Source organism: Arthrobacter sp. ZGTC131, assembly GCF_002929275.1.
Taxonomy (GTDB): Bacteria; Actinomycetota; Actinomycetes; order Actinomycetales; family Micrococcaceae; genus Arthrobacter.
This window is the reverse complement of the sequence record NZ_PJIK01000001.1, coordinates 256,728-275,161: the sequence shown is the minus strand read 5'-3', so window position 1 is coordinate 275,161 and position 18,434 is coordinate 256,728. Positions and strand designations below refer to the sequence as shown.

The window sequence follows — 18,434 nt, the reverse complement described above, 5'->3', positions numbered from 1 at the left end:
GAAATCTGGAGGTGCAGTGGCAATCTTTACGGACCCCATCAGGGAACACGCTGATTTCGGGCCGGGGGATGCCGAATGGCTGCACCTCCTGGTGGGCGACTGGCAAATGGTGGCCGACCTCGCATTTGCCGACCTCGCCCTCTGGTTTCCGCATCCGGACTACGGCTACGTGGCACTTGCCCACGTGCGGCCCTCCACGACGCATACGGTGTTCCATGCCGACTTCGTCGGGGAGGGCATCCGGTCCGATCTTCAGCCGCTGGTCGACAAAGCGTGGGCCAGCCGCACCATTGAACGTTCCAGTGAGACCAACTGGAGCAGCGACATGGCGTTGCGGGTGGAGGCCGTGCCGATGGTCAGGAACGGTCGCACGCTGGCCGTAGTCACCTCCCACATGGACCTCTCCAGTTCGCGGATGCCGTCCCGGCTTGAACTGACCTACCGCCAGTGCGCCTACGACCTGCTGCGGATGGGCACCTTGGGCCTGTGGCCCGACTTCGCATCACCCACGGGCTCGCGCCGCGGGGCGCCCCGCGTCGGCGACGGTCTCATCCGCCTCGATGCCGAGGGAATCGTGCAGTATGCCAGCCCGAACGGGGTGTCCGCGTTCCGGCGCCTCGGCGACGGCGAGTCGCTGGAGGGCCGCTCGCTGGCGGAAGTCACCGCAGGACTGCTGAGGGACCGCCGCATGGTGGACGAGACTCTGCCGCTCGTCGTCACCGGGCGGATGCCCTGGCGCAGCGAGATCGAATCGCGGGGCGTCAGCCTGTCGCTTCGCGCCATTCCGCTCCGCGACGAGCAGCAACGGTTCGGGGCACTGGTCCTGTGCCGCGACGTGTCCGAACTGAGGCGCCGTGAGATGGAACTCGTCACCAAGGACGCCACCATCCGGGAGATTCACCACCGCGTGAAGAACAACCTCCAGACCGTGGCCGCACTCTTGCGGATGCAGTCCCGCCGGATGGTCAGCGACGAAGCAAAACAGGGCCTCGAGCAGGCGATGCGCCGGGTGGCGACCATTGCGCTGGTCCACGAGACGCTGTCGCAGGGCCTGACCCAAAGCGTTGATTTTGATGAACTGATCGGACGGCAGTTCCGTCTTTCGGCCGAAGTGGCCTCGCCGTCCCAGCAGGTCAAGACGCAAAGGTCGGGAGTTTTCGGTGAGCTTCCCAGCGACTTTGCCACACCCTTGGCGCTCGTGATCAACGAGCTGGTGACGAACGCCGTCGAGCACGGGCTGGAGGGGCGGACCGGGACGGTCTGGCTTCTCGCCGACCGGTCGGTAGGCGACGACGGCGAGGAGCTGCTCACAGTCACCGTGGCCGACGACGGTGTCGGGTTGCCGGACACGCCACACGCGGAGGGACTCGGGCTTCAGATTGTCCGGACGCTGGTTACCAGTGAGCTGGCCGGCACCATTCAGTGGAAGGCCCGCGAGGGCGGCGGTACGGCGGTCCAGATAGTTCTGAGCCTCGCAAGCCGCTGAGGCGGGCCGCCCTTGGCGCGCCTGCCGGTGGCGCGCCTGCGCAAAGGCACAAAAAAACGACGGCCGCGGACCCTGGGTCCGTGGCCGTCGCCGAATCTGTTGAACTGCCGCCTTAGGAGGCGCGGCGGGCGCGGGCCGCCCTGCGCTTCAGCGCGCGGCGCTCGTCCTCGCTCATGCCGCCCCAAACGCCGGCGTCCTGGCCCGACTCCAAAGCCCACTGCAAACAGGTGTCCACTACGGGGCACCTGCGGCACACGCTCTTGGCCTCCTCAATCTGGAGAAGCGCCGGCCCGGTGTTGCCGACCGGGAAGAAGAGCTCCGGGTCCTTGTCGAGACACGCTGCGCGGTTACGCCAATCCATGCTGATCAGTCACTCCATCCTGGGAAGTCTTTTGCCACTTGTGAAAATATTCACTAGGGCCTACATAGGAAAGGGGCCCTGAGGGCCCCCTTGGTCATCTGGATCAAGCGTTTCATGTTAACGCTGTGTAAACAAGGGGTATTGGTGCACGAAATCCCCCGGAAGCGTGAGCGATGCATCACACCTGCATGACGCCGGAGGGCTGCCCCCACCGTCAGTCGACTATGTCGGGTAGTGTGCCAGTGTGTCAAGACCCCCAGCAGGCCCCTCCGATCCCTCTCCCGACCCCATGGGCAGTGGCTTTCCCGAGCGTGACAGCCGCTCTGAGCGGTCAGCCCCGGCAGGGGAGAGGCCGCGGGCGGTCGCGGTAATTTCGGCGATTGTTGCAGCCGAGGCCGCGGCGCTGTTGGCTGCCGCCGCGTGGTACGGATCCCAGCTGGTGACCGGAGCGCCCGTCCTGTCCTTCTGGGGGGCGGTGTTTACGCTTGCCCTGCTGTTGGCATTCGCTTCCTGGTTGTCTGCCGTTGCGGTGTTTCTGTTCCGGGGCTTCCGGTGGCCGCGGGCCGGCGCCCTGGTGGCCCAGCTCTTCGTTTTGACCATCGGCTTCCCTACGCTGACCGGCGGTTACCCGCTGGCAGGAGCAGCGATGCTCATCCCGGCGGCCGTCGCCATCGTGCTCCTGTTCGACAAGCGCGTCATCCGCTTCGCCTCCCGTGCCGCCGGGGCTCCGCCCGCGCTTTGAGCCAGCGGGTGGGCGGTGGCCCGGCGACAGCGCTAGCGATGTTCCAGTGCTCATTCAGCGCTCATTCGCGGCCATGACATGCGGCCTCCGGCCTCGTTCTCCGGCTCCGTTCGCAGGCTGGTGTCCCGTCGGCTGACCGCTCCGCGGGAGGGCAGGCGGCAAGCTGAACCGCCATGGCCCTGCCGTCCGTGACGAGGACGGCGCGTCCCGGCGGAGGGTTTGCTTCCAGCTCGTACCTCACGCCGAAAAGGTCACCGTCCATGGCGCTCCGCGGCCCGATGAGGATGCCGCTGCCGCATGTGCGGGCGGCCAGGGCAAGGGGCACGCGCTGCACGAGGCCCGGGCCGAAGCCTGCAGCCATGATGACAGTCCAGCCCAGGGCATTCAGCTCCAGCAGCTGCTGGCGGGTAGCGGCAGGCAGCAGGTCTGCGTCGTCCACGAGCAGGACCTCATCCTTGGCGAACCGGCCCTTGGCGGCAGCGGCGTGGGTTTCCGCCCAATAGTCGGCCGGGTCCCGCTCGGGGGCCGGGAGCCGCCAGCCCGCCGTCGCAGGATTGAGGGCCTGGACCGCACGCAGGAACGACGACTTACCGGAACCGGCCGCGCCCAGGACGGCAAGGACGCCGCCGCTTGCCACGCGCACCCAAACGGGAGACAGATCATCCCCGCCCACACCGATGCACAGCTTCAGGTTTCGCCTGGGCCCCACGGGACTCGGGTCAGGATTGCCCGGACCAGAGGTACCCTCCGGGCTGCGTATCCGGGCGAGCAGCCCCGCCAGCGGAACCTGTGAGGGCAGGGGATCCACCCGGAAAGGCATTGTGCGGAGAGGCTCCTGCAGTGGTACCTCGCGGCCGGGCAGGCTGTCCCTGGCGTAGAGCTGGCACACGACCCTCCGGTTCCCCGTGATCGCGCCGGTCGCCACCGCGCGGCCGGGGACTGCGGGAATTTCAGGCATCTGCGGCCACGCCAGCCTGCTCTCTTCGCTGGAGCTTCTCGGAAAGTAGATCCGGTTGGGGACGACGGAAAAGAAGCGTGCGGTCACCAGCTCGCGGTCTCCTGAAACGATGACCGAAATGCCGGCGCTGTGCCCGTCCCGGACTAATCCGTGAACCAGATCCTCAGCCCACAGCAGCGGGCCTGCCCGCCACGCGGAAACCCACGAGCCCCAGCCTGAAATGGCCAGCACCAGGGGAGTTGCCGGTGCGGCCGCCGGCTGGCTCAGCCGCCGTGACATTTCTTGGCCCAGCCGTTCCAGGACCCGCACCCCACGGCGCAGTTCATGGAGATTGACGACCGCTCCGGCCCGGCACGAAGACGCCAGCGCGGCCAACGAACCGTCGGCATCGAGGACGTAGAGGTGAGACTCCGTGGAATGCGTCAGGAGCTGATCCAGTGTGATGGACAGGGCGTCGGCGGGATCGGGGGAGCTGCCGCCGATCAAGGCCAGATGCCCATCGGTCCCGGGACGCCAATTGAGCCCGGCAAGGCGCTGTTCCTGAGGCAGATCGAGCCACCCCAGCTCTAGGCGCCAGCGATGACCCGGCGTGCCCGGTGCGGCCGGAAGATCACCGGTGGCGTCCGGCAGATCACCGGCGGGCCCGGCGGACGACGTCCCGGCTGTTTCCCGGCGCGGACGGGGAAGTACATCGGGTAGCGGCATCGCCACCGGGCTGCGCACCGCGGCACCGCCCAGAGCCTCCCACAGTGCACTCGTCATCTCGGCAATCGGCTTCGCCGCGGCGGCCGGAGTCTGCAGCGGTGGCGCATGGCCGCCGTCGGCTGCCGCGAGAGCCGGCATCTCCAGGGCGTCACAGGTCCGCAGCACGATGGGTTCGCAATCCCATGCTTCCGGCAGAGTGCGGGAGAGGCTCGCCGACTGAAACTCCTCCGGGCCTTCGGTTCCGCGCGCAAGAAATGCCCGGCCTGGCGTTTCAACGGCAATGCCGGAGGCGGCGCTGGTTCCTATGACGTCGGCAGACTCGTGGGCGGACTGCACCCGGAGGGCGATGCTGGTGGTGACGTTGGCACGGATATCGGCCGTGAGTGCGCCCTGCGGCCGCTGGGTTGCCATGACCAGATGAATCCCCAGCGACCGGCCGATGGCGGCGATCCTCATCAACTCACTCAGCGACTCCGGCGCATCCTCCACGAGTATCCGGAACTCGTCGATGATGAGGACCAGTTGGGGGAGCGGATGTTCGTCGGCCGCTTTCGACAGTCGATACGCTGCCAGGTCGGGGGCTGCGGCGGCAGCCAGCGCCTCCTCACGCCGGCGGACTTCGGCGCGCAGCGACACCAGCGTGCGGTCCAGTTCGCTCCTGGTGAGGTCCGTGAGCATGCCCGCGCAGTGGGGCAGGGCCGTCAACGGGCCAAGCCCGGACCCGCCCTTGAAGTCGAAGAACAGGACGTTCACCCGGTCCGGCGGAAAGCTGAGGGCCAAAGCGGCGGTCAGCGTCCGGAGCAGTTCCGACTTCCCGGATCCGGTGGTGCCCGCGATGAGCACGTGCGGACCGTCAGCCTCCAGATCCAGGACCCGCACGCCGTTGGCGCTGCGGCCGATGGGCACAGCCAGGCCAGGCATCAGCCTGCCGGCCGCCCAGCGCTGGGCCGTTCCGGCCGCGGACGCATCCAAGATGTCGGTGAGCAGACAGGTAGACGGCAACGACGCGGCAGGACATGTGGCATCCTCCGGCGCGGGGACGGATTGCCGGCAGTAGCGGTCGAAGACATCGAGCGGAACAAGGTCGGGAACGAACCGCTGGATTGATCCGGGGGAGTGAAACCGCGCCCGGCGCTCGCCGAGTTCGATATCGGTATCCGCCGGCCGCGCATCGGGGTCCGCAAAATGCATCACCCGCCAGCCATGCCGCCGTGCACTCTCGATCAATGCGGCGTCGGCAGAGCCCGTCGCCCTGCTGCCAGCGACCAGGACCACCCCCGGAGTGCCTGCCGCCGCGGGATCCTCCGCCAGGACCCCCGCCGTGCGCGCGGCCGTCGCATGCAGTGTGACTGCAGGAAGGTACCGCGCTGTCAGCGGCAGGAGGGCCGGGGCTCCGTAAACCACAATCCGGGTCCCCCTGGCCAGCGGATAGCCGGTGAGCTGCATGAGGACGGAGCGCATCATCCCCTGCACTTCCCTGTCCGGTCCCCGAACGGTGACGACGGGAACTTCAGGATTCAGAAGCAGCGGCACCGCTCCGAGGCCGGGGAGCCCGAAGTCCGGGTCCTCGGGCTCAAACCGGACATTCGCCAGTTGCTCCGCAGTTCCCAGCCGGAGCCAGACGCCGGAGGCTGCCGGTTGAAAGCCTTCCCGTTCCACCGCGTCGGGCGAATACAGCGCCAGCTCCGCGGCCGACGGTGCGGACCGCCGTCGTCGTTCCTTGTCCCTCGCCGCTGCCGCCGAGACTGCCGACCGCAGTTCGCGCCTGCGTCGCGTTCCCGCGAGGACGGGAACCATCACCGCCACTGCCGAAAGGGCGGTAAACGCCAAAAACATCCACATCCCGGTCGCCAGCGCCAGCCCCAGTCCGAGAGCGACAGGCAGCACGGCGCCGAGCAGTAGTGCGGCCCGGCTGCCCTGCTCGGCGGCACGCGGAATCTTCAGGGGCTCGACGACGGTCAGTCCGGCGGAGCCCAGGCAAGACGCTCTAGCGCCCGGCGGCCCGGCAACCAGGACGGACATGGTCGTGTTTCCGCACCGGATGACCGAACTGGTGGATATGACGGCGTTCCTGACGCGTTTGCCATCCACTTCCGTACCGTTGACGCTGTCGAGGTCCAGGATTGTCATGGCCGTATCCGAAACCTCGATCTTGGCGTGCTCGCGGGACAGGTCCGGATCCGGGATTGTCAGCTCGGCGTTGGTTCGTCCGATCCGGTAGCTACCGCGGCGCAGGGGAAGGACCGTTCCCGCGCAGGGGCCGCTGTGCACTGCCAGCAACAAGGCCGCGGGAGTATCCGCTGCCGGTCTGGCCCGAGGCCTCGCCCGCCTCCTGCCGCCGTCGACGAGGACCGCCCCGTTGACGAGTGGGGCCTCGCCCACCGTCATGGTGTCGAGCGGCAGGCCATTCACCGTCAGCTCGCGCGTTCCGAACGTGCCTGACACCGCACGGTCCAGTTCGGTGCCCGGGCAGCCCGGCCGGACCAGGACGGTCAGTTCCACAGCCGCCCCGGAGCGCACCGCCCCGGGGCCACGGACCAAAGTGCAGTGCAGGGTCACAGGCCGGTCCTCCGTTCCTTGGGGCAACTTAGGCCCCACGCTAGCGTCGGCGCCGCCGTGACGGCTCGCCTTAATCCGGCTATGTGGATAACGGTGCCCGGGCGCTCGCAGCAGCCTGCGGGCCTTGTCGACGGGGAGTTGCGAAGTCGGCGTAAGGACTGGACAGCGGATAGTGTTAACCAAAACCGGGTGCGGCTGCGTTGCTGCTGCCTGCCAGTCATGAGAGAAAAGGCATCAGAATCGTGAAGATTGCTGTAATTGCGTTGGGGAAAATCGGGCTGCCGCTGGCTGTCCAGTTTGCTTCCAAGGGCCATGATGTTGTCGGCGTCGACGTCAACCAGCAGGTGGTGGAGCTCATCAACGCGGGGACGGAGCCGTTCCCCGGTGAAGCCCACCTGCAGGAGAAGCTTTCGGAACTCGTGCCGGCAGGCAAGCTCCGCGCCACCACCGATTACGCAGACGCCGTGCCCGGCGCAGACGCCGTAGTGCTCGTTGTGCCGCTGTTCGTCGACTCTGAAGCGAAGCCTGACTTTGGCTGGATGGACGGCGCTACGGCTGAACTGGCCAAGCACCTGACGCCCGGAACCCTCGTGTCCTATGAGACAACCCTGCCGGTCGGAACCACACGCTCGCGCTGGAAGCCCGCACTTGAGGCCGGTTCCGGGCTGGTTGAGGGCAAGGACTTCCACCTCGTCTTCTCCCCGGAGCGGGTCCTGACGGGACGCGTATTTGAGGATCTGCGCAAGTACCCCAAGCTTGTCGGCGGACTGTCCGAAGCGGGCGCGGCGAAGGCCGTTGAGTTTTACGAATCCGTGCTGGACTTCGACGAGCGCGCCGACCTCCGCAGGCCGAACGGCGTCTGGGACCTGGGGTCCGCGGAGGCGTCCGAGTTGGCCAAGCTGGCCGAGACCACATACCGCGACGTCAACATCGGGCTGGCGAACCAGTTTGCACGTTTCGCTGCCACAGCGGGCATCGACATCTACCAGGTGATCGAAGCCTCCAACTCGCAGCCCTACAGCCACATTCACCAGCCTGGAATCGCCGTCGGCGGCCACTGCATCCCGGTCTATCCGCGCCTCTACCTCTGGAATGATCCGGAGGCGACCGTGGTCCGGGCGGCCCGCGCTGCCAACGCCGACATGCCCGACTACACGGTGGGCCTCCTCGAAGGCGCGTACGGCGACCTGACCGGTGCCCGCGTGGTCGTCCTAGGTGCCGCGTACCGCGGCGGGGTGAAGGAGACGGCCTTCTCCGGCGTCTTTGACGCTGTCACGTCGCTCGAGAAGCGCGGCGCCGACGTGTCCGTGCACGATCCGCTGTACACGGATGCTGAACTGGACAAGCTCGGCTTCGCGGCGTACCACCTCGGCGAGCCCGTTGACGCGGCCGTCGTCCAGGCGGACCACGCCGAATACCGGGAACTTTCGCCCGCTGACCTGCCGGGCATCAAAGCGTTTATTGACGGCCGTCGCGTGAGCTCCGCTGACCGGTGGGACGGGATCACGTACCGCGTCATCGGCAAGGCCTGACACCGTCTCGCCGCTGCGGCCCCGGCGGGCCGCGGCGTCAGCACTTTTGAGAGGAACCAAAGTATGACGACGACCATTGCTCCGAGCGCCGACGTTTCGGACCAGGCAATACTGGGCGAGGGCACGAAGGTCTGGCACCTTGCCCAGGTCCGTGAGCAGGCCAACCTTGGCAAGAACTGCATCGTGGGACGCGGGGCGTATGTCGGCACCGGCGTTCAGATCGGCGAAAACACGAAGATCCAGAACTACGCTCTGGTCTATGAGCCCGCCAAGCTTGGCAAAGGGGTCTTCATCGGCCCGGCCGTGGTGCTCACCAATGACACATACCCGCGTTCGGTCAGCCCTGACGGCTCGTTGAAAAGCGCCCACGACTGGACGCCCGTCGGCGTGACCATCGAGGACGGCGCCTCGATCGGTGCCCGCGCCGTGTGCGTGGCCCCGCTGACGGTCGGGCGCTGGGCAACGGTCGCGGCCGGCGCCGTGGTCACCAAGGATGTTCCGGCCTTCGCACTCGTTGCGGGCGTGCCTGCGCGCCGCCTCGGATGGGTCGGCAAGGCCGGGGAGCCGCTGCGGCAAGAGGGCGGCTTCTGGGTGTGTCCGGCTACCGGCGCCAAGTACATTGAAGACGGAAATTCCCTGAAAGAATCTGAGGAGAACGCATGAGCTACGACTTTATCCCCGCCGCGAAGCCGATCATCGGCGACGACGAGCGGGCCGCCGTCGACGCCGTTCTGGCAACAGGAATGCTCGCCCAAGGCACGCAGGTCGCAGAATTTGAGAAGGAGTTCTCCGATGTTCTCCTGGACGGCCGCTCCTCCGTAGCCGTGAACTCCGGCACGTCCGGACTGCACCTGGGCCTTCTTGCCTCCGGCGTCGGGGCCGGCGACGAAGTCATCGTTCCCTCCTTCACCTTTGCCGCTACAGGAAATTCCGTCGCCCTCACCGGCGCCACCCCCGTCTTCGCTGACATCGAGCTGGACCACTACACGCTGGACGTGGAGCATGTGGCTTCCCTCATCACGGACAAGACCAAGGGCATCATGCCGGTCCACCTCTACGGCCACCCGTTCGACGTCGAAGGGTTCACCAGGCTCGCTGAAGAGCGAGGCATCGACCTCTACGAGGACGCCGCCCAGGCCCACGGCGCCAGCTTCAACGGACAGAAGGTCGGAACGTTCGGCAAGTTCGCCATGTTCAGCCTTTACCCGACCAAGAACATGACCTCCGGTGAGGGCGGCATGGTCTCCACCCCGGACGCCACCGTGGAACGGAACCTGCGGCTGCTGCGGAACCAGGGCATGGAAAAGCAGTACGAAAACGAACTCGTCGGCTTCAACGCCCGGATGACGGACCTGCACGCCTCCATCGGACGCGTGCAGCTCAAGAAGGTTCTCGGCTGGACGGAACAGCGCCAGCAGAATGCGGCCTTCCTGACGGACAACCTCGAAGGTGTCGGCACGCCCACCGTCGCCGCCGGCGCAGAGCACGTCTACCACCAGTACACGATCCGCGTCACCGAAGATCGCGACGGCCTGGCCAAGGCCCTGCGCGAGGAGTACAACATCGGCACCGGCGTGTACTACCCGGTCCCGAACCACCGTCTTCCGTCGTTCAACCGCACCGAGGACCTGCCCAACACCGAAACCGCGGCGAAGGAAGTCCTGTCCCTGCCGGTCCACCCGTCACTGAGCCAGGCTGACCTGGAACGCATCGTGACAGCGGTCAACAAGCTCGTCAAGGCAGGCGCCTGATGGGAAACCTCCGCGTTGGCCTGATCGGCCTGGGAATGATGGGCCGTCACCACGCCCGCGTGATCCGGGAACTCGACGGCGTTGACCTGGTGGCCGTCGCGGATTCCTACGGGGATCCCCACGGAGTTGCCGGCCAGCTGGGCGTGCTGTCTTCCGTTGAGGAACTCATCGCCGCGGGCATCGACATGGCAGTCGTTGCCGTGCCCACCGGACTCCATGAAGAAGTGGGGCTCGCCCTCGCCGAAGCCGGCGTCCACACGCTGGTTGAAAAGCCCATCGCCTCGAGCACCGAAGCGGGGCAGCGGATGGTTGACGCGTTTGCGTCCAAAGGGCTCGTCGGGGCCGTCGGCCACATCGAACGGTTCAACCCCGCCCTGCAGTCGCTGCGCAAAAGGATTGAAGCCGGCGAGCTCGGCGAGGTCTACCAGATCGCTACCCGGCGCCAAGGACCGTTCCCGGCCCGGATCGCCGACGTCGGCGTGGTCAAGGACCTCGGCACGCACGACATCGACCTGACGGCCTGGCTGGCCCAGAGCCGGTTCCAGTCCATCTTTGCCCACATCACCACCCGGAGCGGCCGCCCGCACGAGGACATGGTCGCGGCCACCGGACACCTCGAAAACGGCGTGATCACCAACCATCTGGTCAACTGGCTTTCCCCGATGAAGGAACGCCTCACGATCGTCACCGGTGAGAAGGGCGCCTTCGTGGCTGACACCATCACCGCCGACCTGACGTTCTTCGAGAACGGCACCGTGGCCACTGAATGGGAATCGATGGCCGCTTTCCGGGGAGTCTCGGAGGGCAACGTCACACGCCTTGCGATCCCCAAGCCCGAACCCCTGCGGACCGAACACGAGGCATTCCGGGACGCCGTCCTCGGACTGCGCAGCGACGTGGTCACCATGCAGGAAGGCCTGGACACCCTCCGGGTTGCCGAAGCCGTGCTGCTGTCAGCCACGAGCCGGCAGATCGTGGAGATTGCCGCTTCGTGACTGACAAAAGGCCCCTCAAGGTCACCGTAGCCTCACGGCTGTTCACGCCCGAGGTGGGCGCGGCATCGTTCAGGCTGCAGGCGCTGGTGGACGGACTGGTGGCAAACGCCGCGGAGGTCAGCGTGTTGACCACGCGGCCGCCAAGCGGTTCGCCCGCCTTCACGGCGCCATACAAGCTTTCCCGATGGCCGGTGCTGCGTGACGCAGGCGGCAACGTCCGGGGATACGTGCAGTACATGAGCTTCGATCTGCCGGCGTTCTTTCGCCTGCTGTTTGCTCAGGCAGACGTCGTCGTGTCCGAACCGCCTCCCACCACGGGGGTCATGGTGGCCCTGAGTTCAGCAATCCGGCGCCGGCCGTTCGTGTACTATGCGGCCGATATCTGGACTGAGGCGTTGTCCGCCACGGACGTGCCGGGCATTGTCATCCGCGTGATGAGGGCAGCCGAAGGCTTCGCGCTGCGCCGCGCCGCCAAGGTGATCGCCATTTCCGATGCCGTGGCGGAAAAAGTCCAGCAGTTCGGCGTCCCGGCGGACCGCGTAGTCGTCATCGGAAACGGCATCGACACGTCCGTCTTCGGTCCGGACGGCGAGGCTGCCGGGTCCGGCGATCCGTACTTTGTCTACACCGGAACCATGTCCGAGTGGCAAGGCGCTGACATCTTCATCCGGGCGCTGCCGGCGGTATTGGCCGAGCACCCCCGCGCCAGCATCCGCTTCTTCGGGCAGGGGGCCGATGAGCCCCACCTGAAGGAACTCGCGGCGAAGACAGCGCCGGGCCGCGTGCATTTCGGCGGAGTCATTCCTCCGGCGGAGGCGGCGCGGTGGATCCGCGGGGCAGCGGCGGCGCTGGTCAGCATCAAGCCCGGCCAGGGCTATGACTTTGCGAAACCGACCAAAATCTATGCCGCCGCCGGCTGCGGAACCCCGGTGATCTTCGCGGGGACCGGAGAGGGCGCGGCACTGGTCGCGGACAACCGGCTCGGCGAAGCAGCAACCTACGACGTCGACAGCGTTGCCGGGGCCATGGCGTCTGCCATCGGCCGTCCCGATACGCTGGGCCCTGCCCGGGTCGCGTGGGTGCGTGACAACGCCTCACTTGCTGCATCCGGCCGGCTGGCCGCAGCGGAAGTGCTGGCTTTGAAGGGTGTTGGCGCAGGCGCTGCGCCCCGGCAAGGACTTGGAGAAATCATTGACTGACGACCATGCCGTCACCGTTGTGATCCCGGTTCATCAGCTGAACCGTCCAATCCAAAGGGCTGTCGAGTCGGCTCTTGCGGCCGGACGCCCCGGCCAGGTCAAGGTCCTGGTGGTTTGCCACGGGCTGGCCGCCAACGATGTTCAGGCGCAACTGTCAGGCGTCCCGCAGTCGGATATTGAGTTCCTGGAATTCGCTGATGGGGTTCCATCACCTGCCGGGCCCCGGAATGCTGGTCTTGGGCGGGTTGTCACCCGCTACGTTGCCTTCCTGGACTCTGACGACTATTTGGAGGGTGATGCTCTCTCCAGCTGGATTGATCAGGCTGACTCCAGCCAAGCAGATGCAGTAGTTGCCCGAATGCGGCTACAGAGCGGATCGATCGTCCGCACGCCGCGTTTGCGTCTGTTGCGCGTCGGACCCCTGCACCCCGTCCGCGACCGTGTTGCTTATCGCACCGCGCCGCTGGGCCTCCTGAGGCGCTCCGCGGTTGAGCGGCTCGGCATCCAGTTCACTGCCGACCTCCGTAGCGGTGAGGACATGGAATTCGGCCTTCGTATGTGGTTTGGCGGTGGCCGGATCGAGATGGGGCGTGCCGGCGGCAGCTACGTCGTGGGCGAGGACGCCGTGGAGCGTGTCACCGGCGGTATGTTGCCGTTGACCGAGGAGTTCCGGGCGCTTCATCACGTGGTCAAGGCGGCTTGGCTCCGGGAGCTGCCGGACCGTGCCCGGCACGCCATTGCGGTCAAGCTCCTCCGCGTCCACCTGTTGGCGGCGATGCACAGGCGACGGAACGGCTTTGCTTGGACCGCGGATGACCGGACAGCCTTGGCAAAGGCAGTGGAGGCCCTCAAGGCGCTGGCCCCTACGGTTGAAATGCCGCTCAGTATTGCCGAGCGCGAGCTGCTCCGGCTGGCCGAATCGCCTCAGACCAGCCTCGAAACCTTCGCGGAAGCACTGGGCCGGTGGCCCTCCGGGGGCTACCGGACGCAAATCGTGACCCCCCGCCTGCGGGACAACCTGCGACTTGAAAGCAACCTCAGGTACTACGGCGCGGAAAAACTCGTTTCAATCCGTCGGTAGCGGATGCCCCCGGCGCCGCGCGCTGACTGCACATCCCACGGGCAGTTAACCGATGCGGGCAGGGAACTTCCGATCGGCGGCGGTCCGGAAGGCGCTGCTGCCGCCCCGCCCGATACCGGCCCCGGAGGCCAGATCGGGTAATCTTTACCAGGCGGACAAAGGACTTTTGGCTGCCCCCAAAACACACAGGAGAGTTGTGAACGCTGATCTCGTCGTAGTCGGTTCGGGTTTTTTTGGCCTGACAATCGCGGAACGCGCCGCCACGGAGCTTGGACTTAAGGTTGCGGTCCTGGACCGCCGCCACCACATCGGTGGAAACGCGTACAGCGAAAATGAGGCCAAAACGGGCATCGAAGTCCACCGCTACGGCGCCCACCTCTTCCACACCTCGAACGAGCGGGTTTGGGAGTACGTCAACCGCTTCACGGCGTTCACGAACTACCAGCACAAGGTGTACACCAGCCACAAGGGCGAGGTGTACCAGATGCCCATCAACCTCGGTACCATCAACCAGTTCTTCCGGGCCTCGATGGGGCCGGCGGAAGCACGGGCGCTGATCCAAGAGCAGGCCGGGGAACTCGCGGGCACCGACCCGCAGAACCTGAACGACAAGGGCATCCAGCTGATCGGCCGGCCCCTCTACGAGGCGTTCATCAAGTACTACACCGGCAAGCAGTGGCAGACGGACCCGAAGGACCTCCCTGCGGAGATCATTTCCCGCCTCCCGGTCCGCTACAACTACGACAACCGCTACTTCAACGACACCTATGAAGGTCTGCCGGTGGACGGCTACACGGCGTGGATTGAACGGATGGCGGACCACCCCAACATTGAGGTTCACCTCAACACCGATTTCTTCGACGGCGGCGAGTTCGGCCAGGCGTCGGTGCGCGGCCAGGTTCCCGTCATCTACACGGGGCCCGTTGACCGCTACTTCAACTACGCCGAAGGCGACCTCTCCTGGCGCACCATCGACCTCGAGGAAGAGGTCCTGCCCATGGAGGACTTCCAGGGCTGCGCCGTGATGAACTACCCGGACGAAGAGGTTCCCTACACGCGGATCCATGAATTCCGGCACTTCCACCCCGAACGTGACTACACGAAGGACGCCACGGTGATCATGCGGGAGTTCTCCCGCTTCGCCGAAAAGGGCGACGAACCGTACTACCCGGTGAACACCGCTGTCGACCGTTCGAAGCTGCTGGCATACCGGGACCTGGCCCGCGATGAGGACTCGGTGCTGTTCGGCGGCCGGCTGGGTACGTACAAATACCTCGATATGCACATGGCCATTGGATCGGCCCTGAGCATGTTCGACAACAAGATCAAGCCGCACTTCAGCGGCGGTGCGAAGCTGGAAAGCGGAGGAGTAGACGCATGAGCGTAGCGACAGAGTTCCGGCGAGGAGCCGAATCAGCCACGGACGAAACCGTCTGGAAGACAGTGCACCGGGTGGTCTTCCCGGTCGACGGCGACACCGACACCCTGCCGCTGTATGTTGACTTCGACGCCGCCCGGCGAGTCGTGGACACTCAGGACTCGACGTCCAAGCGGGGCGCGGCAGCGTCGCCGGTGATCTCGCAGCGAAGCCAGGTCCGCGCGGACTTCATCCTTGACCGCCGCCAGCTGACACTCCCGGCGCACCGCAGGGTTTCCTTCGGAACGTATTTCAATGCCTTCCCCGCCAGCTACTGGCGCGCCCACACGGACGTCCAGAAAGTCCGGCTCAGCATTGAAGTGAATGCCGAGGCAACGGTCATTGTTTACAAGTCCAGCCCCCGCGGCAGCTCAAACCGTGTCCAGAGCATGCATGTCACCGGCGGGGCCACCGCGACGTGCGAGCTGTCCCTGACCAGCTTTGCCGACGGCGGCTGGTACTGGTTCGACCTCGTCGCACACGGAGACGACGTGACGCTGAAGCAGGCCGACTGGTCGGTTCCTGAACCCGAAGGCTTCAGCCCCGGCACACTCTCCATTGCGGTCACGACGTTCAACCGCCCGGACTACTGCGTCAAGCACCTCCGGACCTTCGCGGAGTCGGAAGACCTGGTGGCGGTCATGGACCGCCTCATCGTCACCGACCAGGGGACCCAGAAAGTCCGGGACGAGCACGGCTTCGAGGAAGCCGCCGCCGTCCTGGGCGACAAGTTCAGGCTGATTGAGCAGGGCAACCTGGGCGGTTCCGGCGGCTTTGCCCGCGGAATGCAGGAGTCCGTGCAGGACGGCCAGAGCAAGTACGTCATGCTCCTGGACGATGACGTCGTGGTGGAAACCGAGGGTGTGCTCCGCGCAGTCAACTTCGCGGACTTCACCCGCAGCGCCACGATCGTGGGCGGACACATGTTCAATCTCTTTGAGCGTTCCGTGATCCACAACTTTGGTGAGGGCATCAACGAGTACAGGTTCCAGTATGAGCCGATCGGTGAGGGGCAGATCGCCCACGACTTTTCGTCAAGCAACCTTCGCACCACGCCTTGGATGCACCGACGAATCGACGTCGACTACAACGGCTGGTGGATGTGCCTGATCCCGACGTCGATCATCAGGGAAATCGGACTTGCACTGCCGGTCTTCATCAAGTGGGATGATGTCGAATACGGTATCCGGGCCAAGGCCAACGGGTACACCACTGTGAGCCTTCCGGGGGCGGCCGTGTGGCACATGCCCTGGACCGAGAAGGACGACACCATTGACTGGCAGGCTTATTTCCACCAGCGCAACCGGTGGGTCGCGGCCATGCTCTACTCGCAGTACGAGAAGGGCGGACGGCTGCCCATCGAGAGCTTCCTCCAGGACGTCCGGCACCTCCTCTCGCTGCAGTATTCGGCGGTAGAGCTGCGCAACCGTGCCCTCAAGGACCTGCTCGACGGCCCCTCCCACCTGCACCGGACCATTGGCGGCAAACTGCCTGAGATCCGCCAGGTCCGCTCCGGCTTCCCGGACGCCCAGGTCACCAAGGACATCACCGAGTTTCCCCCTGTCAAGAGGCTGCACCTGCCAAAGTTCGGCATGGTTCCTTCGCGTCCCAAAAATTTCGCGCAGACCCTGTCCAGTGCACTGTCCGGCGCGCTTCGCCAGCTGCGCAGCGTAAACGCCGCAGCGTCGCAGAACCCCGAGGCAGTTGTGCCGGCGGCGGATGCACGCTGGTGGCGGCTGTCCCACCTGGACTCGGCCATCGTCTCGGCTTCGGACGGGACGGGCGCATCCTGGTATCGTCGGGACAACGTCCGCTTCCGCAAGCAGCTGCTTCGCAGCCTGACCCTGCACGCCCGCGTGCTGGCGCGCTGGGACGAGCTTTCGGCGTCCTACAAGAACGAACTGCCCAACTTCACGTCGCCGGAGGCGTGGCACAAGACGTTCGAGTCGATGTCCGACTCCGGGCCGGATCAGCGGAAACCCAATCAGTGACTAACGGACGTACCTCTCCGACACACCAGGACGCCGAGCGTGCCCTCGTGGCCCCGGGAACCGGGAACGGGCTTGCGGATGTGTTCCGCTCCCGGTTCCTCCTGAAACTCCTGGTCCGCAAGGAACTGAGGATCAGGTACCGGGGGTCGGTGCTGGGACTGCTCTGGACCTACGTCAAGCCCGGGGTACAGTTCGTTGCGTTCTATATTGCGCTCGGCGTCTTTCTGGGCCTCGAGCAGAGCCCGACCAACAGGGGTGGCCTGCCGAACTACGCGGTGTACCTGTTCTCCGGGATCATCCTGGTGAACTTCTTCACCGAGTCCTTGAGCACGGCGACGCGATCGATCGTCAACAACAGCGGCCTGATCAACAAGATCTACCTGCCCCGGGAGCTGTTCCCGGTCTCATCGGTGTGGGTGTCAGCGGTGCATTTCCTGCCACAGATGTTCGTGCTGATCGTCGCCTGCCTGTTCAGCGGCTGGCGGCCCGGCCTCCTCGAGGCGTACACCGCCGTCGCCGGCTTCCTGATCATCGCGTTGCTTGCCACGGGACTGGGGCTCCTGTTCGGAGCGGTCAACGTGTACTTCCGGGACTCCGAAAACTTCGTGGACCTGCTGCTGATGGTGGCAACCTGGATTTCGCCGGTGCTGTACTCCTGGCGGATGGTTCAGGACAAGGCGGGGGAGTTCTGGTTCTCCGTCTACCAGCTCAACCCCATCACGATCGCTGTCGAGTCGTTCCACCATGCGTTTTGGCTGCCCACCACCTCAGGGGCGGAAGGCAGCCCGCCGGACCTGATCACCCTGTGGATTCCGGTCGGGCTGCTCGTTTCCCTGGCCATCCTGTTCCTCGGCCAGTGGACATTCCGCCGGCTTGAGGGCCGCTTCGCACAGGAGCTGTGAGACTTGACCGCCGCAATAGAAATACGAAACATCAATAAGCAGTTCGTCCTGAGGCACACCCGCTCACTCAAGGAAGCGCTGGTGTGGCTCCTCAGGGGACGCAAGGGCGACCTCTCGAAGAAATTCCACGCCCTGCGGGACCTGTCGATCGACGTCGAACACGGCGAGACGGTGGCTCTCCTGGGCCTCAACGGGTCGGGGAAATCCACCCTGCTTAAGCACATCTCCGGGGTCATGCTGCCTGATTCGGGCACGGTACGCACCGGCGGCCGGGTGGCCGGGCTGATTGAGGTAGGTGCAGGCTTCCATCCTGACCTGTCTGGACGAGACAACGTCTACCTCAACGGCGCCATCCTCGGAATGACGGAAGCGCAGATCAAGGAAAAGTTCGACTCCATCGTCGAGTTTGCCGAGATCGGTGAGTTCATCGACACCGAAGTGAAGTTCTATTCCTCCGGGATGTACCTGAGGCTGGCGTTTTCCGTCGCCGTCCACACGGATCCCGATGTCTTCCTGGTCGACGAGATCCTGGCCGTTGGCGACGAGCCCTTCCAGAGGAAGTGCCTCGCAAAAATCAAGGAACTGGCCGCAGCTGGAAAAACGCTGATCGTCGTAAGCCATGACCTCGACCTGGTGGCCCATGTTTGCGAACGCGGAGTGCTGCTGGAACACGGCTCGGTGGTGATGGACGGCCCTGTGGGCGACGTCATCAGCCGGCTTCGAAACCGCTAAGCAACTGCTCTACCCGAGAACCA

The 18,434-nt window shown here is 65.7% G+C and carries 14 protein-coding genes; 12 read left to right on the top strand and 2 right to left on the bottom strand.

The window, feature by feature from the left end:
• Positions 1–16: 16 nt before the first annotated feature.
• Positions 17–1,486 (top strand): sensor histidine kinase, encoded by a 1,470-nt coding sequence (locus CXQ90_RS01250; RefSeq protein WP_104136364.1) that lies wholly within the window; start codon positions 17–19, stop codon positions 1,484–1,486.
• A gap of 112 nt (positions 1,487–1,598) precedes the next feature.
• Here CXQ90_RS01250 and CXQ90_RS01245 read toward each other — a convergent pair whose 3' ends face one another.
• Positions 1,599–1,847, bottom strand: coding sequence for a WhiB family transcriptional regulator (locus tag CXQ90_RS01245; protein ID WP_003804966.1), 249 nt, complete (start codon positions 1,845–1,847; stop codon positions 1,599–1,601).
• 244 nt (positions 1,848–2,091) lie between these two features.
• On the opposite strand from CXQ90_RS01245, the gene CXQ90_RS01240 reads away from it, so the two are divergent.
• Complete coding sequence (locus tag CXQ90_RS01240) at positions 2,092–2,589, top strand: hypothetical protein (protein WP_104136362.1); 498 nt, start codon at positions 2,092–2,094, stop codon at positions 2,587–2,589.
• Between the two features lie 61 nt (positions 2,590–2,650).
• On the opposite strand, the gene CXQ90_RS01235 is transcribed toward CXQ90_RS01240, so the two are convergent.
• On the bottom strand, positions 2,651–6,811 hold the full coding sequence (locus CXQ90_RS01235; protein WP_104136361.1) for an FtsK/SpoIIIE domain-containing protein: 4,161 nt from the start codon (positions 6,809–6,811) through the stop codon (positions 2,651–2,653).
• A 242-nt stretch (positions 6,812–7,053) separates the two neighbouring features.
• Between CXQ90_RS01235 and CXQ90_RS01230 the strand changes: the two genes are divergently transcribed.
• From CXQ90_RS01230 to CXQ90_RS01185, 10 genes are all read left to right on the top strand, one after another.
• The gene (locus CXQ90_RS01230; RefSeq protein ID WP_104136359.1) at positions 7,054–8,343 is read left to right on the top strand and encodes a nucleotide sugar dehydrogenase; all 1,290 of its coding nucleotides are present in this window, start codon (positions 7,054–7,056) and stop codon (positions 8,341–8,343) included.
• Between the two features lie 63 nt (positions 8,344–8,406).
• Positions 8,407–9,006: an acyltransferase gene (locus tag CXQ90_RS01225; protein WP_104136350.1), complete on the top strand. Its 600-nt coding sequence runs from the start codon at positions 8,407–8,409 to the stop codon at positions 9,004–9,006.
• Complete coding sequence (locus CXQ90_RS01220; RefSeq protein ID WP_104136348.1) at positions 9,003–10,094, top strand: DegT/DnrJ/EryC1/StrS aminotransferase family protein; 1,092 nt, start codon at positions 9,003–9,005, stop codon at positions 10,092–10,094. The genes CXQ90_RS01225 and CXQ90_RS01220 overlap by 4 nt, the downstream gene beginning before the upstream one ends.
• Positions 10,094–11,089 carry a Gfo/Idh/MocA family protein gene (locus CXQ90_RS01215; protein WP_104136347.1) on the top strand — a complete coding sequence of 332 codons (996 nt, stop codon included), beginning with the start codon at positions 10,094–10,096 and terminating at the stop codon, positions 11,087–11,089. The genes CXQ90_RS01220 and CXQ90_RS01215 overlap by 1 nt, the downstream gene beginning before the upstream one ends.
• Entirely contained in the window at positions 11,086–12,288 is a 1,203-nt protein-coding gene (locus tag CXQ90_RS01210; protein ID WP_104136345.1) for a glycosyltransferase family 4 protein, read from the top strand. The genes CXQ90_RS01215 and CXQ90_RS01210 overlap by 4 nt, the downstream gene beginning before the upstream one ends.
• Positions 12,281–13,369 carry a glycosyltransferase family A protein gene (locus CXQ90_RS01205; protein ID WP_181038386.1) on the top strand — a complete coding sequence of 363 codons (1,089 nt, stop codon included), beginning with the start codon at positions 12,281–12,283 and terminating at the stop codon, positions 13,367–13,369. The genes CXQ90_RS01210 and CXQ90_RS01205 overlap by 8 nt, the downstream gene beginning before the upstream one ends.
• A gap of 196 nt (positions 13,370–13,565) precedes the next feature.
• Positions 13,566–14,750, top strand: a complete 1,185-nt coding sequence (gene glf / locus CXQ90_RS01200; RefSeq protein ID WP_104136342.1) for a UDP-galactopyranose mutase — start codon at positions 13,566–13,568, stop codon at positions 14,748–14,750.
• Entirely contained in the window at positions 14,747–16,777 is a 2,031-nt protein-coding gene (locus CXQ90_RS01195; RefSeq protein WP_104136341.1) for a glycosyltransferase, read from the top strand. Before glf ends, CXQ90_RS01195 begins: the two co-directional genes overlap by 4 nt.
• Entirely contained in the window at positions 16,774–17,679 is a 906-nt protein-coding gene (locus CXQ90_RS01190) for an ABC transporter permease (RefSeq protein WP_104136339.1), read from the top strand. The genes CXQ90_RS01195 and CXQ90_RS01190 overlap by 4 nt, the downstream gene beginning before the upstream one ends.
• A gap of 3 nt (positions 17,680–17,682) precedes the next feature.
• The gene (locus tag CXQ90_RS01185) at positions 17,683–18,411 is read left to right on the top strand and encodes an ABC transporter ATP-binding protein (protein WP_104136338.1); all 729 of its coding nucleotides are present in this window, start codon (positions 17,683–17,685) and stop codon (positions 18,409–18,411) included.
• The last annotated feature ends 23 nt before the right edge of the window (positions 18,412–18,434 follow it).

Excerpts from the sequence above, each read along its gene's own strand:
- CXQ90_RS01195 (WP_104136341.1), top strand. The coding sequence starts at position 14,747 with ATGAGCGTAGCGACAGAGTTCCGGCGAGGAGCCGAATCAGCCACGGAC.
- CXQ90_RS01215 (WP_104136347.1), top strand. The coding sequence starts at position 10,094 with ATGGGAAACCTCCGCGTTGGCCTGATCGGCCTGGGAATGATGGGCCGT.
- CXQ90_RS01245 (WP_003804966.1), bottom strand. The coding sequence starts at position 1,847 with ATGGATTGGCGTAACCGCGCAGCGTGTCTCGACAAGGACCCGGAGCTC.
- CXQ90_RS01220 (WP_104136348.1), top strand. The coding sequence starts at position 9,003 with ATGAGCTACGACTTTATCCCCGCCGCGAAGCCGATCATCGGCGACGAC.
- CXQ90_RS01225 (WP_104136350.1), top strand. The coding sequence starts at position 8,407 with ATGACGACGACCATTGCTCCGAGCGCCGACGTTTCGGACCAGGCAATA.